The organism is Kribbella sp. NPDC049584 (genome assembly GCF_040675555.1).
Classification (GTDB): domain Bacteria; phylum Actinomycetota; class Actinomycetes; order Propionibacteriales; family Kribbellaceae; genus Kribbella.
The window spans coordinates 635760-657951 of the sequence record NZ_JBFAPF010000003.1 but is presented as its reverse complement, the minus strand read 5'-3'; the positions used below and the strand labels follow the sequence as shown (position 1 = coordinate 657951).

Annotated in this window: 22 protein-coding genes; 14 read left to right on the top strand and 8 right to left on the bottom strand. The window is 68.8% G+C overall.

Annotated elements, in window-relative coordinates:
* Window positions 1-28 precede the first annotated feature (28 nt).
* On the top strand, window positions 29-799 hold the full coding sequence (locus AB0J62_RS14910) for an SDR family NAD(P)-dependent oxidoreductase (protein ID WP_363869645.1): 771 nt from the start codon (window positions 29-31) through the stop codon (window positions 797-799).
* A complete protein-coding gene (locus AB0J62_RS14905; protein ID WP_363869641.1) occupies window positions 796-2064 on the top strand; it encodes a wax ester/triacylglycerol synthase domain-containing protein in 1269 nt (422 codons plus the stop codon). Before AB0J62_RS14910 ends, AB0J62_RS14905 begins: the two co-directional genes overlap by 4 nt.
* Here AB0J62_RS14905 and AB0J62_RS14900 read toward each other — a convergent pair.
* Entirely contained in the window at window positions 2020-3210 is a 1191-nt protein-coding gene (locus AB0J62_RS14900; RefSeq protein WP_363869638.1) for a helix-turn-helix domain-containing protein, read from the bottom strand. The two genes, AB0J62_RS14905 and AB0J62_RS14900, sit on opposite strands and share 45 nt — an antisense overlap.
* A gap of 118 nt (window positions 3211-3328) precedes the next feature.
* On the opposite strand from AB0J62_RS14900, the gene hpnC reads away from it, so the two are divergent.
* From hpnC to hpnH, 7 genes are read left to right on the top strand one after another with little or no spacing between them, the layout of a single operon-like run.
* Window positions 3329-4174 carry a squalene synthase HpnC gene (gene hpnC / locus AB0J62_RS14895; RefSeq protein ID WP_363869635.1) on the top strand — a complete coding sequence of 282 codons (846 nt, stop codon included), beginning with the start codon at window positions 3329-3331 and terminating at the stop codon, window positions 4172-4174.
* A complete protein-coding gene (locus AB0J62_RS14890) occupies window positions 4171-5049 on the top strand; it encodes a squalene/phytoene synthase family protein (protein ID WP_363869632.1) in 879 nt (292 codons plus the stop codon). The genes hpnC and AB0J62_RS14890 overlap by 4 nt, the downstream gene beginning before the upstream one ends.
* On the top strand, window positions 5046-6407 hold the full coding sequence (hpnE, locus tag AB0J62_RS14885; protein ID WP_363869629.1) for a hydroxysqualene dehydroxylase HpnE: 1362 nt from the start codon (window positions 5046-5048) through the stop codon (window positions 6405-6407). Before AB0J62_RS14890 ends, hpnE begins: the two co-directional genes overlap by 4 nt.
* Window positions 6404-7444 (top strand): polyprenyl synthetase family protein, encoded by a 1041-nt coding sequence (locus AB0J62_RS14880; protein ID WP_363869626.1) that lies wholly within the window; start codon window positions 6404-6406, stop codon window positions 7442-7444. The genes hpnE and AB0J62_RS14880 overlap by 4 nt, the downstream gene beginning before the upstream one ends.
* Window positions 7441-9345, top strand: coding sequence for a squalene--hopene cyclase (gene shc, locus AB0J62_RS14875; RefSeq protein ID WP_363869622.1), 1905 nt, complete (start codon window positions 7441-7443; stop codon window positions 9343-9345). The genes AB0J62_RS14880 and shc overlap by 4 nt, the downstream gene beginning before the upstream one ends.
* Entirely contained in the window at window positions 9342-10844 is a 1503-nt protein-coding gene (gene ispH / locus AB0J62_RS14870; protein WP_363869619.1) for a 4-hydroxy-3-methylbut-2-enyl diphosphate reductase, read from the top strand. Before shc ends, ispH begins: the two co-directional genes overlap by 4 nt.
* Before the next feature lie 2 nt (window positions 10845-10846).
* Window positions 10847-11842 carry an adenosyl-hopene transferase HpnH gene (gene hpnH / locus AB0J62_RS14865; RefSeq protein WP_363870457.1) on the top strand — a complete coding sequence of 332 codons (996 nt, stop codon included), beginning with the start codon at window positions 10847-10849 and terminating at the stop codon, window positions 11840-11842.
* Here hpnH and AB0J62_RS14860 read toward each other — a convergent pair.
* Together AB0J62_RS14860 and AB0J62_RS14855 are read right to left on the bottom strand one after the other, a co-directional pair.
* Window positions 11839-13059: an MFS transporter gene (locus tag AB0J62_RS14860; protein WP_363869616.1), complete on the bottom strand. Its 1221-nt coding sequence runs from the start codon at window positions 13057-13059 to the stop codon at window positions 11839-11841. The genes hpnH and AB0J62_RS14860 overlap by 4 nt on opposite strands.
* A gap of 94 nt (window positions 13060-13153) precedes the next feature.
* On the bottom strand, window positions 13154-14482 hold the full coding sequence (locus AB0J62_RS14855; protein ID WP_363869613.1) for an ADP-ribosylglycohydrolase family protein: 1329 nt from the start codon (window positions 14480-14482) through the stop codon (window positions 13154-13156).
* A gap of 49 nt (window positions 14483-14531) precedes the next feature.
* On the opposite strand from AB0J62_RS14855, the gene AB0J62_RS14850 reads away from it, so the two are divergent.
* Entirely contained in the window at window positions 14532-15098 is a 567-nt protein-coding gene (locus AB0J62_RS14850; RefSeq protein ID WP_363869610.1) for a putative glycolipid-binding domain-containing protein, read from the top strand.
* Window positions 15099-15163: 65 nt separating this feature from the next.
* Here the strand turns inward: AB0J62_RS14850 and AB0J62_RS14845 are convergent, their stop codons facing one another.
* The gene (locus AB0J62_RS14845; RefSeq protein ID WP_363869607.1) at window positions 15164-16090 is read right to left on the bottom strand and encodes a hypothetical protein; all 927 of its coding nucleotides are present in this window, start codon (window positions 16088-16090) and stop codon (window positions 15164-15166) included.
* Window positions 16091-16255: 165 nt separating this feature from the next.
* On the opposite strand from AB0J62_RS14845, the gene AB0J62_RS14840 reads away from it, so the two are divergent.
* The 3 genes from AB0J62_RS14840 to AB0J62_RS14830 all read left to right on the top strand — a co-directional run bounded on the left by AB0J62_RS14840 (window position 16256) and on the right by AB0J62_RS14830 (window position 17833).
* Window positions 16256-16678, top strand: a complete 423-nt coding sequence (locus AB0J62_RS14840) for a MarR family transcriptional regulator (protein WP_363869604.1) — start codon at window positions 16256-16258, stop codon at window positions 16676-16678.
* Between the two features lie 101 nt (window positions 16679-16779).
* The gene (locus AB0J62_RS14835; protein ID WP_363869601.1) at window positions 16780-17208 is read left to right on the top strand and encodes a DUF6069 family protein; all 429 of its coding nucleotides are present in this window, start codon (window positions 16780-16782) and stop codon (window positions 17206-17208) included.
* 160 nt (window positions 17209-17368) lie between these two features.
* Window positions 17369-17833, top strand: coding sequence for a hypothetical protein (locus tag AB0J62_RS14830; RefSeq protein ID WP_363869598.1), 465 nt, complete (start codon window positions 17369-17371; stop codon window positions 17831-17833).
* On the opposite strand, the gene AB0J62_RS14825 is transcribed toward AB0J62_RS14830, so the two are convergent.
* Window positions 17830-18801, bottom strand: coding sequence for a zinc-binding dehydrogenase (locus AB0J62_RS14825; protein WP_363869595.1), 972 nt, complete (start codon window positions 18799-18801; stop codon window positions 17830-17832). The two genes, AB0J62_RS14830 and AB0J62_RS14825, sit on opposite strands and share 4 nt — an antisense overlap.
* A 73-nt stretch (window positions 18802-18874) precedes the next feature.
* Here AB0J62_RS14825 and AB0J62_RS14820 point away from each other — a divergent pair, with 73 nt between their 5' ends.
* Window positions 18875-19453 carry a helix-turn-helix domain-containing protein gene (locus AB0J62_RS14820; RefSeq protein WP_363869592.1) on the top strand — a complete coding sequence of 193 codons (579 nt, stop codon included), beginning with the start codon at window positions 18875-18877 and terminating at the stop codon, window positions 19451-19453.
* A 21-nt stretch (window positions 19454-19474) separates the two neighbouring features.
* On the opposite strand, the gene AB0J62_RS14815 is transcribed toward AB0J62_RS14820, so the two are convergent.
* The 3 genes from AB0J62_RS14815 to phaZ form a co-directional block, all read right to left on the bottom strand.
* Window positions 19475-20077 carry a sigma-70 family RNA polymerase sigma factor gene (locus AB0J62_RS14815; RefSeq protein ID WP_363869589.1) on the bottom strand — a complete coding sequence of 201 codons (603 nt, stop codon included), beginning with the start codon at window positions 20075-20077 and terminating at the stop codon, window positions 19475-19477.
* A 156-nt stretch (window positions 20078-20233) separates the two neighbouring features.
* The gene (locus AB0J62_RS14810) at window positions 20234-21406 is read right to left on the bottom strand and encodes an acyl-CoA dehydrogenase family protein (RefSeq protein ID WP_363869586.1); all 1173 of its coding nucleotides are present in this window, start codon (window positions 21404-21406) and stop codon (window positions 20234-20236) included.
* A complete protein-coding gene (gene phaZ / locus AB0J62_RS14805; protein ID WP_363870454.1) occupies window positions 21403-22188 on the bottom strand; it encodes a poly(3-hydroxyalkanoate) depolymerase in 786 nt (261 codons plus the stop codon). Before phaZ ends, AB0J62_RS14810 begins: the two co-directional genes overlap by 4 nt.
* Window positions 22189-22192: the final 4 nt, after the last annotated feature.

The window sequence follows — 22192 nt, the reverse complement described above, 5'->3', positions numbered from 1 at the left end:
GGCATCATGCTGGTGACCGGGAGGTGTGATGCGGCTGGACGGGAAGGTTGTGCTGGTCACCGGTGCATCGGCGGGGATCGGTGCGGCGGTTGCCGAACGGCTCGCGGTGGCCGGCGCGCGGGTGGTGGTGCACGGGCGCGATGCGGAGCGCACCGCCGAGGTCGCCACGCGAGTAGGCGGAGCACCGGTCCTGGGCGATCTCGCGCTGCCGGGTGTCGCTGCTGAGGTCTCGGATGCCGCGCTCGCTGTTCATGGGCGGATCGACATCCTGGTCGCGAACGCGGGGCTGGGCTGGTCCGGGCCGTTCGTGCAGATGCGGGCCGAGGAGATCGACCATCTGGTCGCGCTGGATCTGCTCGCGCCGTTGCAGCTGGTCCGGTGCTTGCTTCCGTCGATGGTCGAGCGGCGCTCCGGGCACGTCGCGCTGGTCGGCTCGATCGCGGGTCGTACGGCGGTTGCCGGTGAGGCCGTGTACGCCGCCACGAAGGCCGCCCTCGACATCTTCGCCGAGAGCCTTCGCCTGGAGATTCGTGGTAGTGGTGTATTCGTGAGCCTGACCGTCCCGGGCGTCGTCGACACCGGCTTCTTCGGCGCTCGCGGCCGGCCGTACGACCGCAAGCGCCCCCGTCCGGTGCCCGCCGCCGACGTCGCGCGGGCGCTGGTTGATGGCATCGCCAACGACCGCGCCGAGATCTGGATTCCTCGTTGGCTGCGGGTCGCACCCGCCGTACGCGCGCTGGCGCCGGGACTGTACCGGCAGCTGTCGGCGCGGTTCGGCGAGCAGGTGATGCCACGGTGAGAGGCATCGTCGTACCGTCGGCCGACGCGTTCTTCCTGCATATCGAGCGGACCGGCGCACCGCAGCACGTCGGCGGCATCGTCGTCCTCGAACCGTCCGGCCGGCGGCCGACGATCGACGAGGTCCGCAAGATCGTCGCCGACGGCTTCGCGCAGTTGCCGCGGATGCACCAGCGGCTCGGACCGGCGTCCCGCTGGCGTCGGCCGCGCTGGATCGAGGCCGGCGAAGTCGACCTGGACTGGCACGTCGTCGAGCACCGGTCCACTGAGGGGTACGCCGGCCTGCTGCGCTACGTCGGCGACCTCGCCGAGCAGCCCATGCCCAGGGACCGTCCGATGTGGCGGATCGCGATCGTCCGCGACATCGGTCCGGGCGGTGCCGACGGGCTGGTGGTGCTGGTCCACCATTCGATTGCCGACGGCATCGGAACGGTCCTGCAAACCTTCAGCCTGTTCGAGCCGCCGACCAAGATCGAGCTGCCGTCCGGCGCCGGTCCCGGCCGGCTGACCCGCGCCGTGGCTACAGCCGTCGGCCTCGCCCAACTCGCAACCGACGGTACGGCGGCCAAGCTGCCGCCGAGCTCGCTGCGTCGCGAGTTCGACACCGCGGCGATCGAGCTTGACGTCGTACGACGCGCCGCGTCCGCCCGCGGCGTACGCGTCACCGATCTGCTGATCGCCCTGCTCGCCGACAGCGTGCACGCCGTCGCGCCCGGACTCGCCGAAGCGGTGAACGGGCAGCTGCGCTTCTCGGTGACGACGATGGTTCGAACGCCGGACAGCGCGGCTGAGGGCAATGCGACAGCCGCGGTCATGGTCGAGGTGCCGGTCGACGGGCGGCCGTTCGACGAGTTGCTGACCGAGGTCTCGGCGCGAACCAGGCGGCTGCAGCGGCCGACGCGGGCGCTGGCTTCCCGGTTCGTGCTGGCGACTGGATTGCGGCTCGTGCCGGAGCCGTTCGCGCGCTGGTTCGCGCCGACCGTGTACGGGCAGCGGTTCCTGCACGCTGTCGTCTCGAACATGCCCGGCACGACCGAACAGCTGTCGTTCGCGGGCGTGCCCCACGATCGGGTGTATCCGATCCTGCCGCTGGTGCCGGGAACTCCGCTCGCCGTCGGTGCGCTGAGCTGGACAGGCGTCCTGGGGATCGGCCTCGCGACCGATCCGCAGCTGATCGACGGCCCGGCGCTGGCCGCTCGGCTCAACCAGGCGTTGGCGGGGTTAAGGACCGGGCCACTCGAGGGCGAGGAACAGGCGAGCGCGTGATTCGGGGTCGTCCAGGCGATCGCCGTACAAGGCCCTGAGCCGGGCCATGCGGTAGCGGACGGTCTGCGGGTGGATGCTCAGCTCGTGCGCGATCGCCTGCCGGTCGCCGAAGTGCTTCAGCCAGCTGGCCAGCGTTTCCGCGAGGCGTTCGCGGGCGGCGTCGGTCTCACCGGCGAGCGGCGCGAGCATCTCCTCGCGTAATGCGGCCACCAGGGCCTCGTCCCGCCAGACGATCAGGGCGTCGAGATGCTCGTCCGCGAACACCGGGTCGTCCGTGAGTACGCCGGTGTTGCGCAACCGGACCGCGATCCGGGCGATCTCCAGGCTGCGCGGGAGCTGAGCCAGAGCGACCGAATTGCCGACCACCGCGCCCATCCCGGCGAGCTCGCGGCTCAACTGCAGGCGGCGACCCGGACCGGATGGCTCCGGAATGATCGCGCCGACCAGGACCGCATTGCGACGAATCGGTAGCGCACCGGGCTCGAGCCGCGCGACGAGCGTCCCGGCCGGCTCCTGGTTGCCGTCGCTGTAGATGACGACCGCTGCGGTCTCAGGGATCCGCCAGGCAGCCTGCTGCGCGGCAGTCCGGATCGCCTCTGTGCCGGCCCGTCCGGAGAGCAGGAGGTTGGCGAGGTCTTCGCGGCGTCGTTCGCGCGCCATCGCGTCCTCGATCTGCTCCTGCAGGTAGCCGTTGGCCGCGGAGAACGACAGCTGGTTGACGAACACGAACACCGAGTCGGCCAGCGCGGCGAGGTTGTCCGGCGCGAAGTCCAAGCGGAGGGCGGTCGCGGCGACATGCCGCCAGGCCACCCGGGCGCCGAGCTGAAAAGCTGTCAGTAATCGGGTGAGGTCGTTGCCCTCCTGCAGCTGGCGCCGGCCGATCTCCTCGAAGACCCGCCGGACTGTCTCGTCGGCGCGGTCGAGGGTGGTCTGCTCCGGGTTGGCCAGGTTGGCGATCGACATGTCCAGCAAACGGTGCACGAACAGCTCGGCGGGCTTCACGACCGCGGCCCGGTCGGTGTCGAGGAAGGCGGCGTAGTCCGGCCAGTGCTCGACCAGCCGGTCCCGCACTTCGGCCACCAGGTCAGGTAGTCCGTCGAGCAAGGCGTCCTCGAGCCGTGCCCGGTCGAAGGTTGCGATGGTCATTGAAGACTCCTCGGGGGGAACCCATCGAGGCCAACTGTAATCCTGTGACAAATTCTGGCTCGCCGAATGTTCGTCAACGGGGCAGAGTTGGCACGAAACCGCTTCCCATCATGGAACTGTGCATCCAGACGGACTGCAGAACGTCGCCCCCCTCCGGCAACTGGTCAGAAAGGAACGCACCGAGAACTTTCCTGTCGCACTGAAGCTCCTGCCCGCCTCCCACCGGGAGTCGCTGCACGCTGTCTACGGTTACGCGCGGACCGTCGACGAACTCGGCGACAGCTACGCCGGTGACCGTACGGCGGCGCTGCGCGCGTTCACGGTGGATCTCGACCACATCTGGGCCGGCGAAGAGCCCGAGCATCCGGTACTGCGCAGACTGCGCCCGATCGTCCGGCAGCACGATCTGCCGGCCGATCCCTTCCACCGCTTGATCCAGGCCAACCTGCAGGATCAGACGGTCAAGCGCTACCGGACTTTCGAGGATCTGGTCGGGTACTGCCGGCTCTCTGCCGATCCGGTCGGTCGTATGGTGCTCGGCGTCTTCGAGGTACACGATGCCGAGACCGAGCGCCTGTCGGATCTGGTGTGTACGGCGCTGCAGCTGGTCGAGCACTGGCAGGACGTCGCCGAGGATCGCCGCGCGGGCCGGATCTACCTGCCGCAAGCCGACCTCACGACGTACGGCGTGGCCGAGACCGATCTCGATCGACCTCGGGCGACACAGCAACTGGGCGAGTTGATGACTTTCGAGACTGCGAGGGCCGCGAAGATGCTCGACGAAGGTGCAGCGATCGTCGGCCGGTTGCACGGCTGGGCGCGGATAGCGGTGGCCGGGTTCGTGGCCGGCGGCCAGGCGACGGTTCGGGCGTTGCGTCGTACCGGGGGCGATGTGCTGGCTCAGCGGGCCAGGCCCTCCAAGCTCGATACCGTCCGCTTGCTGGTCAAGGCGGTCGCTCGATGAGCCAGCCGAGCGAGACGGTCGCGGACGCGTACGCCGCCTGCCTGGACATCACCCGGACCGAGGCACGCAACTTCTATTACGGCATCCGCCTGCTGCCACCGCCGAAACGCAACGCCCTGTCGGCGCTGTACGCGTTGGCTCGGCGCATCGACGACATCGGCGACGGTGACCTGCCGCTGGAGGAGAAGCGCGCCGCGCTGGCCGGAGTACGCAAGGATCTCGGTCGGCTCGGGGATATCGGCGAGCCCGTGTACGTCGCCGTCGCCGACGCAGCGCGCCGGTACCCGGTGCCGCTCGGCGCCTTCGAGGAGCTGGTCGCGGGGGTGGAGACCGACCTGGCCGACGTACGCATCGGTGATTTCGACGAGCTGGTCGTGTACTGCCGACGCGTCGCGGGCTCGGTGGGGCGGCTGTGCCTGTCGATCTTCGGTCCGACGGGCTCGGCGGACCTCGAAACGCTCGCCCTGTACGCCGACCAGCTCGGTATCGCGTTGCAGCAGACGAACATCCTCCGCGACATCCGCGAGGACCTGACAAATAACCGGATCTACCTGCCGGCCGACGAACTCGAACGCTTCGACGTCCGGATCGAACTCGATGAGCACGGCAACCTCGACGATCCGCAGGGCCGGCTGGCCGGCTACATCCGCTACGCCGCCGGCCGCGCGCAGGACTGGTACTCGCTCGGCTGGCGTCTCCTGCCGTACCTCGACTGGCGCAGCGGCGCGTCCTGCCGGGCGATGTCGGGCATCTACCACCATCTGCTCCGCCGGATCGGAGCCAATCCGGTGTTGGTGTACGACCAGCGCTTGTCGTTGTCGGCGGGGGAGAAGGCACAGGTCGCGATCGCGTCGCTTGCGGGAGCCCGCTCATGAGGAGGGTCGCCGTCGTCGGAGGTGGCCTCGCAGGGATCACCGCGGCGCTGCAGCTGGCCGATGCCGGCTGTGAGGTGGTCCTGTTGGAGGGGCGGCCGAAGCTGGGCGGCCTGACCCATTCGTTCGAGCGGGACGGGCGGTGGATCGACAACGGGCAGCACGTGTTCCTTCGCTGCTGTACGTCGTACCTCGGGTTGCTCGAGCGGCTCGGAGTGCGGGACCAGGTCCAGCTGCAGTCGCGGCTCGACGTACCGGTGCGGAGTGGACAGCGTCGCGGCGTCGGGCGGATCCGGCGGAACGGGATGCCGGCGCCGCTGCATCTCGGGCCGGCGCTGGCGACGTACCGCTGGCTGAGCCTGGCCGAGCGGGTTGCTGCGGTGCGTGGCGCGTTGGCGATGGGTCGGGTGGATCGGACTGCTCCGGAGACCGATGCGCAGTCGTTCGGCAGTTGGCTGGCGGCGCATGGGCAGGACGCTCGGGCGGTGGAGGCGCTGTGGGAGTTGATCGGGATCGCGACACTGAACGCGCGCGCTGACGACGCGTCTCTTGGTGTCGCGGCAACGGTGTTCCAGGTCGGTCTGCTGGAACGGAGTGATGCTGCGGATATCGGGTGGTCGATGGTGCCGTTGCAGCAGCTCCACGGCGAGGCTGCTGCGCGTGCGTTGACGACTGCCGGTGTTGCTGTCCGGCTGCGGGCGCGGGTTCGGGCTCTGGACGCGGTGGATGGTGCGTGGGCGATCGAGGGGGAGCGGTACGACGACGTCGTGCTGGCGGTGCCGCCCTCGGAGGCCGCGAGCCTGTTGCCGGACGATGCGGTGGACTTGCCGGCCGGGTGGGCGGAGGCACTCGGCAGCTCTCCGATCGTCAACGCGCACGTGGTGTTCGACCGCGTGGTGCTCGACGAGCCGTTCGTTGCCGGCGTCGACAGTCCACTGCAATGGGTCTTCGACCGCACCGTCCAGAGTGGAAGCCATCCGGCCGAGCAGTACATCGCCGTCTCGCTGTCGGCGGCCGATGAGCTGATCGACACCCCGGTGACCGAACTGCGCGACGTGCTGGTGCCTGCCCTCCGGCGGCTGCTCCCCGCGGCCGCCGACGCGCGTGTGAAGGAGTTCTTCGTGACCCGAGAGCGACATGCCACCTTCCGGCCGGCGCCAGGCACCGGCCGTTTCCGCCCCGACGCGACCACCACCCGCCCCGGCCTGCACCTGGCAGGCGCCTGGACCGCCACCGGCTGGCCCGCCACCATGGAAGGCGCCGTCCGCAGCGGCGAAGCCGCCGCATCCTCCGTCCTGAGCCGCTCCGTGCACTCCGCGGGGTCCGCGGTGGAGCCGCCGGTCGGGGGTGTGGTCTCGTGACCGCCGTGGAGAGGATGCCTTCGGCAACCACTGTGCCGGATCTGCTGGCCCGTGGGCGGGAGTTGGTCGATCCGCAGCTCCGACACGCATTGGAGCGACTCGACGAGCACAGCCGGTTGGTCGCGACGTACCACTTCGGTTGGTGTGACGAGGACGGGCATCCGACCGGGGCGAACTCCGGGAAGGCGATCCGGCCGGGGCTGACCCTGCTCGTCGCCGAGGCTGTGTGCGGATCGCCCGAGCCCGCGGTGCCCGGTGGTGTAGCGGTCGAGCTGATCCACAACTTCTCGCTGATCCACGACGACCTGATGGATCGCGATACGCAACGCCGCCACCGCCGTACCGTCTGGGCGATCTGGGGCGATGCGACCGCGGTGCTGGTCGGCGACGCGCTCGCATGCCTCGCGGACGAAGTGCTTGCCGAGTGCAACTCGCCGTACGCCGTTCATGCCGGGCACGCACTCGCCGTCGCCACCCGTGAGCTGATCCGCGGCCAGGTCCTCGACGTGGCGTTCGAACGCCGCGACTCGGTCAGCCTGACCGAGTGTGTGGACATGGCGGCGGGCAAGACCAGCTCGCTACTCGGTGCATCGGCGGAGCTCGGAGCGATCCTGGCGGGTGCGGACGCCGCGACGTGCGAGGCGTTCCGGACGTACGGCTGGGAGCTGGGGCTGGCCTTCCAGATCGTCGACGACCTACTGGGCATCTGGGGAGCGCCGGAGAAGACCGGCAAGCCCGTGTTCTCCGACCTGCGCGCGCACAAGAAGACGTTGCCCGTGGTGTGGTCCCTCGAGTACGGCGGTGTGCACGGGCGGGAGTTGGCCGCATGGTTCGCCGAGACAAGCGCTCCGAGCGAGGACGACGTACGACGGGCCGCCGTACTCGTCGAGGATGCGGGCGGTCGGGAGTGGGCGCTGGCAGAGGCCGAGGAGCGGGTGCGTAAGGCCGGGAAGGCGCTCGACGCCGCGGGCATCGCCCCGGCCAATCGGGATCAGCTCGATCAGTTGGCCCAATTCATCGCGGAGCGGCAGCTGTGACGGCCGAACAGGTGGCCGATGCCGACCTGCGCGTCGAGGAGTGCCTCGACGCGGCGGTGGCCTATCTGCGTTCGTTGCAGCATGACGACGGCTGGTGGAAGGGCGACCTGGCAACCAACGTGACGATGGACGCCGAGGACCTGATGCTGCGGCACTTCCTCGGTGTGGCGACTGCGCAGACCGACGCGGAGACAGCGCGGTGGATCCGGTCGCAGCAGCGCGAGGACGGGACGTGGGCGACGTTCCCCGGTGGGCCGGGTGACCTGTCGACGACGGTCGAGTCGTGGGTCGCGTTGCGGATGGCGGGCGATGATCCGACGGCCGAGCACATGGCTCGGGCCGCGTCGTTCATCCGCTCTGCGGGCGGGGTCGAGAAGACCCGAGTGTTCACGCACATCTGGTTGGCGTTGTTCGGTTTGTGGAAGTGGGACGACTGTCCCGATCTGCCGCCGGAGTTGATCTTCCTGCCGAGTCGGGTGCCGTTGAATGTCTACAACTGGGCATGCTGGGCGCGGCAGACGATCGTGCCGCTGACGATCGTGAGCGCGCATCGTCCGGTGCGTCCGGTCGCCTTCACCGTGGCGGAGTTGAGGGCCGGTACGCCGGTTGTGCCGCGTCGTGCGCCGTGGACGCTGGAAGGGGCGTTCCAGCGGCTGGACGTCGTACTGAATGCGTACTCGCGGTGGGGACCGCGTGGGCCGGCGAAGGGCCTGCGGCGGTTGGCGATGCGGCGGGCGGTGGAGTGGATCGTTGCTCGGCAGGAGGCCGATGGCGGGTGGGGTGGTATCCAGCCGCCGTGGGTGTACTCGCTGATCGCGCTGGATCTGATGGGGTATGCCATCGATCATCCGGTGATGGCGGCGGGGTTGCGCGGGCTCGAGGGTTTCACTGTGCACGCGGAGACTGCTGAAGGGCCGGCGCGGTGGTTGGAGGCCTGTCAGTCGCCGGTGTGGGACACCGGGCTGGCCGTCGGGGCGTTGCTCGACGCGGGTGTCGAGCCGGACGACAAAACGGTGCTCAAGGCAACTGATTGGTTGCTGGCGGAGCAGATCGACGCGCCGGGGGACTGGCAGGTACGGCGGCCTGGGTTGGTGTCCGGCGGGTGGGCGTTCGAGTTCGCGAACGACGGCTATCCGGATACCGATGACACGGCGGAGATCGTGCTGGCGTTGCGGCGGGTCGACCATCCTGAGCCCGACCGGTTGCGGAAGGCGTTGGACGACGCGGTCGAGTGGACGGCCGGGATGCAGTCCGCTGATGGCGGGTGGGGTGCGTTCGATGCGGACAACACGGATACAACCCCGTTGAAGCTGCCGTTCTGCGACTTCGGCGCGGTCATCGATCCGCCGTCGGCCGATGTGACTGCGCACGTGGTGGAGATGCTGGCGGCTGAAGGGCGGACCGAATCTGCCGAGTGTCAGCGCGGGGTGCGGTGGTTGCTCGACTCGCAGGAGAAGGACGGATCGTGGTTCGGGCGCTGGGGGACGAACCACGTGTACGGCACGGGTGCCGTCGTACCTGCATTGATCGCTGTCGGCATGTCGCCGCGCGATCCCGTCATCCAGCGGGCGGTGCGGTGGGTGGAGGAGCACCAGAACGCCGACGGCGGATGGGGCGAGGACCTGCGTTCGTATGTCGATCCGTCGTGGATCGGCCGCGGCGACTCGACCCCGTCGCAGACCGCGTGGGCGCTGCTCACCCTGCTCGCCGCCGGCGAACGAGGTGACGCCGTACGCCGGGGGATCGGCTACCTGGTCGACACTCAGCGCGCGGACGGCGGCTGGGACGAACATCGCTACACCGGCACCGGTTTCCCGGGCGACTTCTACATCGGCTACCACCTGTACCGCCTGGTCTTCCCGATCTGGGCCCTGGGCCGCTACCTCGGGAGAAACCGATGAGCCCCGTCGTCTACACCCCCTTGTTTGCCGAGTACTTCGCCCTCCGCGACAAACTGACCACCCCCGTCCTCCGCACCGGCCGCTCCCGCGGAAGACCAACCCAAGGCCCCACCCTCATCGCCGGAGTCGCCGGCGCCCTCACCGACGACATCGCCCCAGGCGACGTAATCGTCGCGAGCGAGATTCGCCGGGGCGGGGAGCCCGGGCCGGCGTTGGGCGCCGGACCCGGCGAGGCCGGTCGGGTCGTACCGAGCTATTCGGCTGAGTTGGTCGCGGGGGAGTTGCGCCGGTTGGGGATGACCGTGCACACCGGGCCGGTTGTGACGACGGACCAGGTGATCGACGCGGTTGGTGAGCGTGCCGCGTTGGCGGCCACCGGGGCGATTGCTGTCGACACCGAGTCTGCGCTGTTGGCGGGAGCTGACGGGCAGACGGTGGTTGTGCGGGTGGTGGTTGACACGCCGGCGCAACCGCTGCGGCGGGTCGGGATGCCTGCTCGGGGGATCAAGGCGTTGGCTCAGCTTCGGCGTACCGCACCGGCAATCGATGCTTGGGCGAAGGCTGTAGGCGAGCGGGAAGTGCGGCTCGCGGCGCCGCGGTCGTTCTGTGCTGGGGTTGAACGCGCTATCGACACGGTGGAGCGCGCGCTGGCGCGGTTCGGGGCGCCGGTGTATGTACGTCGTCAGATCGTTCACAACAGGCACGTCGTCAGTGACCTCGAACGCCGCGGAGCCGTCTTCGTCGAAGAACTGGATGCCGTCCCCGAAGGCAGCCTCGTCGTACTCGCCGCCCACGGTGTCGCCCCAGCCGTACGACAGCAGGCGGACGAGCGTCGTCTCCAAGTCATCGACGCCACCTGCCCCCTCGTCGCCAAGGTGCACCACGAGGTGCGCCGGTATGCGGCCCGCGACACCACCGTCGTACTCATCGGACACCCCGACCACGAGGAAGTGATCGGCACGATGGGCGAGGCACCCGAGCACGTGATCGTCGTCGCGTCCCCGGCGGAAGCCGAGACGGTCGACATACCCGACCCGGCAAAGGTCGGCTACGCGATGCAGACCACTCTCGCCGTCGAAGAAGCCGCCGAGACAGCCGCGGTACTACGGCGCCGCTTTCCCCAGCTGATCGAACCAAGAACAGACGACATCTGCTACGCGACCAGCAACCGCCAGGCCGGCGTCCGCGAGATCGCCGCACAGTCCGACCTGGTCATCGTGCTCGGATCCCAGAACTCGTCCAACTCGCAACGCCTCGCCGAAGTCGCCGAGGCGGCCGGCACCCGCGCAGTACTCGTCGACGACGCCGGCGAGCTCGACCTGGAACTCCTGGCCGGCGCCGAGCGGATCGGCATCACCGCGGGAGCGTCGGCCCCGCCGGAGCTCGTCGACCAGTTGATCCGCTGTTTGTCCGGGCTGGGCCCGGTGTCCGTCACCGAGAACGGGACGCTGACCGAGGACGTCCGCTTCGCGCTACCGAAAGAGGTGAGTCAGCCGTGAGCATGCCACTACGGCAGTCCATCCGCCTGGGCGGATACCTGATGAAGCAGAAGCTCCGGCGCCGGGAGAAGTTCCCGATCCTGCTCGAGCTCGAGCCGCTGTACGCGTGCAACCTGAAGTGCGCCGGCTGCGGCAAGATCCAGCAGACCCACGACTGGCTGAAGAAGCGGATGTCGGTCGAGCAGGCCGTCGCCGCGGTCGAGGAGTGCGGTGCGCCGATGGTGTCGATCGCGGGTGGCGAACCCCTGATGCACAAGGAGATCGACGAGATCGTCCGGCAGTTGCTTGCCCGGGGCAAGATCGTGTTCCTGTGCACGAACGCCGTCCTGATGCCGAAGCATCTGCACAAGTTCACGCCGCACAAGAACTTCGCGTGGATGGTGCACATCGACGGCCTGCGCGAGCGGCACGACCAGTCGGTCTGCAAGGACGGCGTGTTCGACCAGGCCGTGGACGCGATCAAGCAGGCGCAGGCGGCCGGCTTCCGGGTGATGACCAACACCACGTTCTTCGACACCGACAGCCCGCAGGACGTCATCGACGTACTCGATTATCTGAACGACGAGCTGAAGATCGACAACATGCAGATCTCGCCGGGGTTCGCGTACGAGAAGGCGCCGGACCAGGAGCACTGGCTCGGCCCGGAGGAGACCCGGCAGCTGTTCCGCAAGGCGTTCGGCGACGGCCGGCGGAAGAAGTGGCGGCTGAACCACTCGCCGCTGTTCCTCGACTTCCTCGAAGGCAAGGTCGACTTCAGCTGTACGGCGTGGGCGATCCCGCTGTACTCGCTGAAGGGCTGGCAACGCCCGTGCTACCTGATGGACGACGGGTACGTCGGGACGTACCAGGAGCTCATCGACGACACCGACTGGGACAGCTACGGCCGAGGCAAGGACCCGCGCTGCGCGAACTGCATGGCCCACTGCGGCTACGAACCGACCGCAGTCGTCGCGACCCTCGGCTCACTGCGCGAATCGATCCGGGCGGCCGTCAGCTAGGCCTTCTCGCGGACTCCGAGGATCACGAAGCCGACGATCGCCACGGCCGTCAGACAGCTCGGGATGAAGAAGACGTGGGGCAGACCGATCGCGGCCACTCCGAGTCCGCCGATCACGCCGCCGATCGCCGAGCCGAGCGGGATCGCGCCGAGGAAGACGCCGGACGCGGTGCCGGCGCCTTCGGGGTACAGGCGTTGAGCGATCGTGACGCCGAGCCCGCCCACACACGCCCACAGGCCGGCGTTCAATGCCTGGCCGACGAACAGGCCGACGACCGAGGTGCTCAGCGCGTAGGCGAGGTTGCCGGCCAGGCCGAGTACGGCACCGGCCGTCATCGCACGGATCCCTCCGAACCGGTCGGCCAGCAGCGCGGCGACCGGCAGCAGGGCGAGCTCGAGCAGCGGCTGGATGCCGATCACGGCGCCGCGGATCGTGTCGGAGACGTGGAGCTGATCGGCCATGTAGATCGGAAGGTAGCCGAACTTGATCGTGTCGCCGGTCATCGCCAGCACGCAGACCGCGGTGAAGACGAGCAGCGGCATCATGTGGTCGATCCGCCGTCGACCTGACCGCTCGGCCGGCTCGGCCGGGTTGGCCGAGTCGTAGGCCGGCGGAGCGACGTACCGCTCGACCCGCTGACGACCCAGCGGGATCATCTGGGCGACTACGCAGACAGCAGTCCCCACCAGCAGGGCTCGCAGCCCGAACAGGCCGCCGAACCAGCTGCCGGCCACCGGACCGAGGATCCAGCCGACCGTGAACGCCATCCGGATGGTTGCGACGATCCGGTTCTCCACGCGCGTCGGATGGCGGCTCAGCTCGTCCCGGCACGCGGCGAAGAGCGTCGCCATCGATCCGCCGGCGATACTGAGCGCCAGCGCGCTGATCACGAACGGCAGCCAGACCGCATCGGACGCGGCCATCGCCAGCCAGCCGGCGCCGCCGACGACCGAGCAGATCCGGAACCACACCAGCCGGTCCCGGCTCCGGTCCGACCACCGCCCGACCAGGAATCCGGCGAGCGGTGCCGCCAGGTTGGTGACCGAGTACAACCCGGCGACCGGCAACGGCGTACCGAGGTCGCGGACCAGGAACAGCGTCAGCTGCGGAGTGGCCGCCGACATCCCGATGCCGGCGATCAGCAGCGCGAGGAACGCCGAGCGGTAGAACCGCGACCGGAGCACAACGCCCAGCGCCGACTCCGACCGGTCCAGCATCCACCCCTCCAACGGAAAGCGCCTGCCTCGAACGATAGGCGTTATGCCGCGATCTTGCTTAACTGTGTCAGTCCTCGAACAACAGACCGTCCAGCTAGAGCCGACCGGCCAGCCGGACCGTCCGGTCGGCAAGGTCGGAGATCACCGAGTTGTCGAAGCCGAAGAGCGCGGAGCGGGTCCGGTTCTCGAGCGGCGCGATGAGGTGCTCCGGCAGGTTCCGGGTGCCGCTCAAGATCCCGAGGACCGAGCCCACGGTCGCGCCGTTCGAGTCGGTGTCCCAGCCGCTCATCACCACCCGCCCGACACCGGTCAGGTAGTCGCCCTCCGACCACAGCAGCGCCGCCGCGACGATCGCCGCGTTGTTGATCGTGTGAATCCACGAGTAGTGCCCGTACCGCTCCTGGATCACCCGGAGCGCGTCCTCCCACGAGCCCTCGAACTCGAGCACGTCCCGGATCGCCTCGGCCAGCCGCGACTGCGGTGGTACGACGGCCAGTGCCCGCTCGACCACCTCGCGCGGTGAAGACGCCGTGAACGCCGCCGCAATGAGCGCCGCGGCCCACATCTCGCCGTAGATCCCGTTCCCGACATGCGACAACGCGGCGTCCTGGTAGGAGAGCCGTGCGGCCGCCCACGGGTCGCCGGCGTGCACGTACCCGAAGACGTCTCCACGGATCTGGGCGCCGATCCACTCCCGGTACGGGTTCCGTCGCCGCGCCACCTCGGGCACCGTGAACCCGTCGACGAGATTCACGTACGCCGCACGCTCCGCCGTGAACACCTGCCCGACCGGGAACAGCCGGAGCCACGCCGCGCCGACGTCCTCGGGCCGCAACCGGCTGCCATGTGTCTCGAGCAGGTGCAGCGCCAGGATCGGGTAGTCGATGTCGTCGTCGCGCGCCGAACCTTTCACGTTTCCACGCGTAGTCTCCGGCCAGCACGACGTCAGCTCGAACCCGTCCGGCATCGGATCGAGCGCTGGCACGTAGTCCCGCAGCGGGTAGGCGCCCGCGAGCGTCAGGTAGTCGCGGATCCGGGCCGACGTCCAGTAATCACCCGACTCGACCGGCTTCCCAACGTTGCACCCGGCGATCCGGCCGAGCCACGCGGCGTGGATCTTGTCGGCGAGGTCAGCCACCTCAACCGGCGCAGCCGCCTCCGGGAGCGGGCCGAGCGTCTCCTCGATGTCCTCGAGCTCATCCGGTTCGACGTACTTCCAGCCCGGCAGCCTGGCCGCCAACGACATCCGGTCGACGAGGTCGAGCACCGCGGCCCGGTCCGCCGGGTCGGTCCGGTTGGCTTCGCGGACCACCTCGTCGACGTCGTACCCCGTCTCCCGCCGTTGCCGCACCTCGGCGTACAGCAGATCCGCCGGCCGCATCGCGTCGTAGTGTCCACTCGAATACCCGGGCCCCAGCTCCACAGCGCCTCCTCGTGCCGTTTCTGTCCGTCGCTGTGGCTAGGGTCTCAGCATGGAGCTGAAATCGATGCCCCGGGCCGCGTCGTGGTTACACCTCGAGGTGCGGGTCGGGTTCGAAGTGCTCTTCGTGGACGGTCACCGGCTGCGCGGCCGGACGTCGGCCCGCGAGGGGGAGTCGACGTGGTACGTCGGGTACGAGATCGATGTCGACGCCGACTGGCGGACGAGGACCGTGCATGCGGTCAACTCGACCGTGTCCGGTGATCGCGAGGTCGTGCTCGAACGGAGTACCGACGGTTGGACGGTCGACGGGGTGGCTCGGCCGGACCTGGATGGCTGTCTGGACGTGGACTTCGAGTCGTCGGCGGTCACGAACACGCTCCCGATCCACCGACTGCCGTTCACGGTCGGTGAGGGGTACGACGTGCCGGCCGCGTTCGTGCAGGCCGACGACCTGGGCGTGATCCGGCTCGAACAGCGCTACACCCTGGCGAGGTCCGATGAGCACCAGCACGTCTTCCGCTACGAGTCCGCGACGTTCGACTTCGGGTGCGAGCTGACGTACGACGCCTCGGGACTGGTCCTGGATTACCCGGGCATCGCTATCCGCGACCGCTAGAAGCAGACTGTGCCCGCCCTCCGGGGAGGGCCGGCACAGGGCTGGTACGACGGTTGGGCTGGTGGTCAGCCGCCGTTGAGGGTGTCGAAGTTCGGGGCGATGCGGAAGTACTGCGGGTCCGAGAAGGTCAGCGGGACCTTGCCCAGGCTCTTGATCACGGTGCTCGTACCGTTGGCGTGGCCAACGGCGTACAGGTAACCGGACTTGGTGTCGCGGTCGATCGCCAGCAGCAGCGTGCCGCTCGTGCCGCACTTGGTCGCGATCAGCTGCTCGAAGCCCTGCCAGGTCGCGGTGCGAACAGTCTTGCCGACCGTCGCGGAGTTGTTCTTGGTCGGCCAGGTGACCGTCAGCAGCGTGCCGGCCCGGGTGTTGGCGATGAAGGTCTCGGTGGTGTCGGTGCGGCCGATCAGCGCCATCGACTTCACCGTGCTGAGGCCGCCGACCCCGCCGGTCGAGCGCCAGCCGGAGCCCTCGGCAACCCAACGGTCCAGCTGTCCGTTGGTGCGCTGGGCATACAGCGTCGTTCTCGTCGGGGACCCGACCTTCTGGTGGATGGACTGGTCGATCCAGCGATAGCCGGCCCAGCCGCCGCCGATGCGCAGGTTGTTGTGCGGGTAGTGCGGGTCGATCTGGCTCTCCGTGTCGACGGTGAACGTGCTCGAGTACAGCGCGCCGCCCATCACGGTCAGCCCCGACCTGGTCTCGCCGCCGGCGCCGAGCAGCGTGCCGGTGACGGTGCTGATGTGCTGGACCTGGTTCGCGCCGAACACTCCGGCCGTCCCGCGGACACCCCCGACAGTGATCGGCGCCGTGGCGTTGATCATCCGGCTGGTGAACGCCCCGTTGGCCGTCACCGATCCGAGCCGGAGTGCGCATGCGGCGGTCGTGCTGGACTCTGCGGCCGGCTTCGCCTGCGCCGACGACGCTGCGGCCGCGCCGAGCCCCAGTGCGAGCACCGCGGCCGAAGCCAGACTTGCGGTCTTGCGAAACATGTGGATCGTCCTCCCCTGGTGCGGAGGCGTCCGCGCCCCCGTCGTACCGCGTTGGATTCCGGCCGCCGCCGAAAAGTTCACGGCCGTGTTGCGGGAAATCCCGGCGTCCGGCCGGACTAGGGTTGGGGTGATTCGGGGGACTAGCGGGGAAGGGAAGGGGAGGGCATGGCGGCGAAGAGCTTGCCGGCGGGGCCGGCGTTGATCCGGGCGGCCACCGCCGTCACCGAGCACTACGAGCGGATCAGCTCGGACCTCGGTCTGACCATGCAGCAGGCGCGATTGCTGTTCATCCTGCACCGCCGACCGACCAACATGCTCGGTCTCGGGTCCGCGCTGCGGCTGACCAAGTCGACGATGACCGGCGTCGTCGCCCGGATGGAGTCGGCCGGTCTGGTCGAGCGCGTCCCGGACGCCGCCGACCGGCGGAACTTCGTCGTCACACCCACCGATCACGGCATCGAGGTCGCCGAGGAGTTCGAGCGGCAGTTGCGGACCGAGGTACGGCGGATGCTGCAGGTGCTCGACCCGTCCGAGCGGGACACGCTCGGCGTGCTGCTGACCGCGGTGATCGCCGGCCAGGAAAGCTGACAGTACGAGTTCCGGACTATTTTGGCCGATCCCTGGCGCTGGGGCAGCCGTTCGGGCTAGCTTCATTAGTACGAGCTTCGTACCGTTGATGGAGGTGTCCGATGACGTCGATCGATGTGCGGCAACCGGCGACCGGCGACAGGGCCGGCCGCCGATGGCTGATGCTGTTGCCAGTCGCGGCGGTCGTCGCGGTCGGGCTGAACTATCTCGTCGCGCGAGGCGCGACCGCCCTCGGCGCGGACGAGTCCTTCCGTCCCTTGACCCCGGCTGTCTTCGTCCCGTTCACGCTGATCGGGATCGCGGCCGGGTTCGCCGGCTGGCGAGCCGTCGTACGGCGGGTTGCCCGGCCGCACGCCGTCCTCCGCGTCCTGGTCCCGGTGGTGCTCGTGCTCTCGATGATCCCGGACTTGTTGCTGCTGGCAACCGGATTCATCCCGCACACCTCCGGGATCGCGGTTGCCGGTCTGATGCTGATGCACGTCGTCGTCACGGCGGTCGCCGTCCCGGCCTACGCGCTGTCAAGAGGTTGAAGGCTGGGTGGTTGAGAGCGACATCGAAGTGACCCTGTGACATACACGACTCGGCCGGCGTTCGCCGGTGGTTCAACGGGGCGTGTGAAAGCTGCCGTGTGACCGGGCTACCTGGTAGACACAAGACTCGGCACGGGCGGCGGACAGGGAAACGGCTTCGATGGTGATGGTGTGGCGGTTCGGCGCCGTGAGCGTCGATGCTGTCATGGCGGTGATCCGTGACCCGGCGACGTTCGCGGACTGGATGGTCGCCGTGCCGTCCTCGCTCCGGGCCGGGCCGAGCTGGCCGGAGACCGGGTGTGTCGTGCAACGCGACACCGGACGGGAGATGCGCGGCCGCCACATGCAGAACCGCAGCCTGATCGTCGCGATCGTCGATCGCTGGCGACCCGATCGGGAATTGATCGTCCGGCTGCGCAGCGGGCTGGGCGGTTGGGTCCAGATAGCCGTCTCGGTGCAGCCGCGTCCCGGCGGATCGCTGATCGAGGTAAGTGCCGAACCCCTGACCGCCTCCGCCCGCCTCCGGTACGCCGGCACCGGCCGCAACGCCGCCGAACGACGCTGCGCCCTCGTCGCTGAACGCCTGATCGCGCTGGCGACCCCGAGCCCCGTCGACGAGTACTAGGGGATCAGCACGATCCGCCCGAACACCTCGCCGGCGTCGATCTTCTGATGAGCAACTACGGCGTCGTCGAGCGTCAGCTGCTCATGCACGACCGTCGGCAGCTCACCTCGAGCGGCCGCGGCGAACTGCCCGGCTCTGACAGTACGACGCTGCTCGGCCGGCACGGTGTCGGCGCTGAAGGTGGAGAACGTCAGCGAATTGCGGAACGCCGCCATCAACGCCGTACCGAACTCGGCGGGCGGTTGGCCACCCACGACACCGACGACCACGAGCCGGCCGTTGGGCTTGAGCTTTCCGAAGTACGTCGGCAGGTCCGGACCAGCGACGACGTCGACGATGACGTCGTACGCCGGGGGACCGTCGCCCGCACCGGACCTGTCCAGAACGTGGGTCGCACCGAGCCGGCGTAGCTGTTCGCCGCGCTTGGCGGACGAGGTGGTGACGGCTACAGCGGATGCGCCCCGGCGGGCAGCCAGCTGTACTGTCAGGATGCCGATGCTGCCCGCGGCGCCGCGAACCAGGACGGACTCACCGGGCTGGAAATGCGCGTGTTCCAAGGCGAAATGGGCCACGACTCCCGAACTGCCGAGCGTCACGGCGTCGACGGCGGACAGGTCGTCGGGAAGCGGTACGACGTGGTCGATCTCCGCTGTCGCGTGATCGGCGTAACCACCACCCAGGCCGGTGAAGCCCCACACACGTCGGCCGATCCAGGACTCGTCGACCTCCCGGCCGACGGACTCCACCGTGCCCGCGACCTCGGAGCCGGGCACGAGTCCTTCGGTGAACCCCCAGCCGGCGAGGCTGCCGTTGCGGATCAGCGCGTCGACCCCGCCGACGCCGACCCCGCCGACGCCGATCGCGTCGACAGCGATCAGCACCTCGGTCGGTCCGGGCGTGGGCTTCGGCAGGTCGACGACGCTCAGCCCGTCCGGCGCGCCGAACGCCTTGATGATCACGGCCTTCACTCTCAGTTCCTCCCGATCGGTTGCGAACCGAGCCTATGTGGACGCAGGTGTCCACTTAGCTAGAGTGAGAGTGATGACCGAGCAATTGCCTCACAAGCTGCGTTCCGACGCGGAGGACAACCGCGACCGCATTCTCGAGGCGGCCCGCGTGTTGTTCGCCCGCGAGGGGCTCACTGTTCCGATGCGGGCGATTGCCCGGCATGCCGGCGTCGGGCCGGCCACGTTGTATCGGCGTTTCCCGACGAAGCAACTGCTGGCGACCGAGGCGTTCGCCGAGCAGATCCGTGCGTGTCAGGCGATTGTCGATGAAGGTCTGGCGACTCTGGATCCGTGGCAGGGGTTCTGTTCGGTGATCGAGCGGATCTGCGAGTTGCACCTGCGGAACAGGGGATTCACCGATGCGTTCCTGGCGACGTACCCGGATGCGGTCGATATCGCCGAGAGCCGGGAGCTCACGCTGAAGTCGGTCGCCACCTTGGCGCGGCGCGCGAAGGCGCGCGGCCGCCTGCGGAAGGACTTCGAGCTGCCCGATCTGATGATCATGCTGACCGCCCATCGCGGCCTGCACGTATCGGACCCGGCGACCCGCAGCACAGCGTCCCGCCGCTTCGCAACCCTCGTCGTACAGGCCTTCGCGGCTGAACACCCCTGAGGCCTTGTCGAAGCGTGTTGGTCAACGATCTTTGACCAGCTGGCGCAGGCGGTTCGTGGCTCGGAACTGGAGTTGTTTGATCGCGCCGTCGGTGCGGTCCATCGCCGCCGCGGTTTCGCTGATCGACAGGCCGGCGAAGAAGCGCAGAACAAGGCATTCGCGCTGATCGTCGGGCAGCCGGGTGAGTGCGTCGCGCACCGTGGCCGTGCTCACGGACAGCAGCGCGGCCTGCTCCGGTCCGACGGCGTCGTCGACCTGTGGAGCGACCTCGTCGGTGACGATCGCCAGCCTGCTCCAGCCGGAGCGGTGGTGGTCGATCACGACGTTCCGGGCGATGGTGACGAGCCAGGCCGCGAAGTTCAGCTGTGCCCGCGGCCGGCGGGCGATCGCGCGGAACGCTCGCAGGAACGTCTCACTGGTCAGATCCTCGGCCGCGCTGCGGGACGAGGTCTTGCTGTAGGTGTAGCGGTAGATGGACGGCAGGTACCGATCGTAGAGCCGCCCGAAAGCAGCTCCGTCACCCGCCTGCGCGAGCCGGATCAGTTCGTCCTCGTCGTCGGAATCGTCGGTGTGTCTATGATCGGCGACCCTGTGGGCAGCCGTGCTTGCACCTGCGATGGCCATGCGCTTCCCAAGCCCCGTTCTCAGTCAGCTACGCGGTGAACATCACGAAAAGGTTACCGAAAGTCGCCCACCGTGTCACTCCCCTTCCACACCGTCACGTGACCAGTGTCAACAACTTGACCGGCTGCGAGCCTGGTTGTCGGGCTTGGTCTGAGGTCAGGCGAAGGCTGAGTGGCCGGTGATCGAGCGGGCGACGATGAGGGTGTTCATCTCGCGGGTGCCTTCGTAGGAGTAGATGGCTTCGGCGTCGGCGACGTACCGTCCGACGTTGTGTTCGAGCAGGATGCCGTTGCCACCGAGGAGCTCGCGTGCGTAGCCGACGGTTTCGCGCATTCGCATCGTGCAGAACATCTTCGCGAGTGAGGCGTGTTCGTCGTACGCCGCGCCCGCGTCCTGCAGCTGGGAGAGCCGGGCGCACAGCGTGGCGGACGCGGTCGTGTTGGCGAGCATGCGGACGAGCAGATCCTGCACGAGCTGGAACGACGCGATCGGCCGACCGAACTGCTCCCGCTGCCGCGCGTACGCCAGGGCGTGCCGGTAAGCGCCACGCGCACACCCGACCGACATCCACGCGACACCCGCGCGCGTCATCAGCAACACCTTCGCTGTGTCGCGGAACGAGTTCGCACCAGCCAGCCGGTTCTCATCCGGGACGCGTACGTCGTCGAGTGTGATCAGCGCGTTCTGCACGACTCGCAACGCCATCTTGTCCTCGAGCTTCGTCGTGGTGAACCCCGGCGTGCCTTTCTCCACCACGAAGCCCTTGACCTGACCGTCTTCGACGTCCCGCGCCCAGATCACGGTGAGATCGGCGAACGTCGCGTTGCCGATCCACTTCTTCTGACCGTTCAGCACCCAGCCGTCGCCCTCGCGCCGAGCGGTCGTCTGCAGGCCGCGTGAGGCGCCCGACCCGACCTCCGGCTCGGTGAGTCCGAACGCGCCGATCTTCTCGAGGCGCGCCATCGCCGGCAGCCAGCGTTGCTTCTGCTCCTCGGATCCGCACAGGTAGATCGAGCCCATCGACAGTCCGCTGTGGACGCCGAAGAACGTCGCGATGGACGGGTCCGCCGTACTCAGCTCCATCGCGAGCAGGCCGTCGAGCAGGAAGCTTCGACCGGGGCAGCCGTAGCCGGAGTACGGCGTACCGACGATGCCGAGGTCCCGCAGCGCCGGGAGCAGCTCGAACGGGAACGTGGCGCGGCTCCAATGCTCGTTGATGATCGGCGCGACCTGCTTGTCGCCGAACTCGCGGACGGCGTGCAGGAGCTCTCGGTCCGGGTGGTCGAGCAGCAGTTCCAGGCCGTAGAAGTCGATCGGGTCGGTGCTCATGGCATCCTCCTCAAGAAGTTGGTGATGACGGGCACCAGCGCCGGTGCCTCGGTGACGAGCTCGACATGCCCGCCGCGATAGATGTGCAGCTCGGCGTCGGGGATCAGCCGAGCGAGGATGCGTCCGTTGACGACCGGGATGATCGGGTCGTCGTCCCCGGTGAGTACGAGCGTCGGCTGCCGGATCAGAGCGAGGAACGGCAGGCTGGTCCAGCACGCGCCGGCGGCCAACTGGTACACGTATCCGCGCCACGAGCCGGCTCGCACCTGCTGGCCGAAGACCGTCCGAATGGTGTCGGCGTGCTGCCGTGCACTGCCGCCGTACAGGTAGGCCGCGACGCCCGCGGCGTAACTGGGATCACCGAAGCGCCGGGGCGTGATCATCTTCAGCAAGGTGCTTGGCCGTCCCGGCACCATGAGTACGCCGGTTCCCGTGCTGACCAGCACCAGCCGGCGAACCCGCTGCCGGTGCTGCACCGCGAGCTGCTGTGCGAGCGCGCCACCCCAGGACAGCCCGAGTACGTCGACCTCCCGGTAGCCGAGCCGCGTCAGCATCCGGTCGACGATCCAAGCGAGCATCGGAATGCTCGCCGGCAACACCGGCGTCGGCGAGCCCCCGACGCCCGGTACGTCGAACCGGATCACTGTGCCGTCGAGCTCGTCGACGACCGGCTGCAGTACTTCGAGCCCGGCGCCGATCCCGCAGCACAGCAGGATCGGCGTACGACGTGCATCGCCCGGACGCACGTCGTACCGGATCCGGTGTCCGCCGATCGTCAGCATGTCC

Coding starts and splice junctions, on each gene's coding strand:
- AB0J62_RS14910 (WP_363869645.1), top strand. CDS start 29: ATGCGGCTGGACGGGAAGGTTGTGCTGGTCACCGGTGCATCGGCGGGG.
- AB0J62_RS14900 (WP_363869638.1), bottom strand. CDS start 3,210: ATGACCATCGCAACCTTCGACCGGGCACGGCTCGAGGACGCCTTGCTC.
- AB0J62_RS14860 (WP_363869616.1), bottom strand. CDS start 13,059: ATGCTGGACCGGTCGGAGTCGGCGCTGGGCGTTGTGCTCCGGTCGCGG.
- AB0J62_RS14850 (WP_363869610.1), top strand. CDS start 14,532: ATGGAGCTGAAATCGATGCCCCGGGCCGCGTCGTGGTTACACCTCGAG.
- AB0J62_RS14890 (WP_363869632.1), top strand. CDS start 4,171: ATGAGCCAGCCGAGCGAGACGGTCGCGGACGCGTACGCCGCCTGCCTG.
- hpnH (WP_363870457.1), top strand. CDS start 10,847: ATGCCACTACGGCAGTCCATCCGCCTGGGCGGATACCTGATGAAGCAG.
- AB0J62_RS14820 (WP_363869592.1), top strand. CDS start 18,875: ATGACCGAGCAATTGCCTCACAAGCTGCGTTCCGACGCGGAGGACAAC.
- AB0J62_RS14830 (WP_363869598.1), top strand. CDS start 17,369: ATGGTGATGGTGTGGCGGTTCGGCGCCGTGAGCGTCGATGCTGTCATG.
- AB0J62_RS14815 (WP_363869589.1), bottom strand. CDS start 20,077: ATGGCCATCGCAGGTGCAAGCACGGCTGCCCACAGGGTCGCCGATCAT.
- AB0J62_RS14845 (WP_363869607.1), bottom strand. CDS start 16,090: ATGTTTCGCAAGACCGCAAGTCTGGCTTCGGCCGCGGTGCTCGCACTG.
- hpnE (WP_363869629.1), top strand. CDS start 5,046: ATGAGGAGGGTCGCCGTCGTCGGAGGTGGCCTCGCAGGGATCACCGCG.
- AB0J62_RS14810 (WP_363869586.1), bottom strand. CDS start 21,406: ATGAGCACCGACCCGATCGACTTCTACGGCCTGGAACTGCTGCTCGAC.
- AB0J62_RS14835 (WP_363869601.1), top strand. CDS start 16,780: ATGACGTCGATCGATGTGCGGCAACCGGCGACCGGCGACAGGGCCGGC.
- AB0J62_RS14840 (WP_363869604.1), top strand. CDS start 16,256: ATGGCGGCGAAGAGCTTGCCGGCGGGGCCGGCGTTGATCCGGGCGGCC.
- ispH (WP_363869619.1), top strand. CDS start 9,342: ATGAGCCCCGTCGTCTACACCCCCTTGTTTGCCGAGTACTTCGCCCTC.
- phaZ (WP_363870454.1), bottom strand. CDS start 22,188: ATGCTGACGATCGGCGGACACCGGATCCGGTACGACGTGCGTCCGGGC.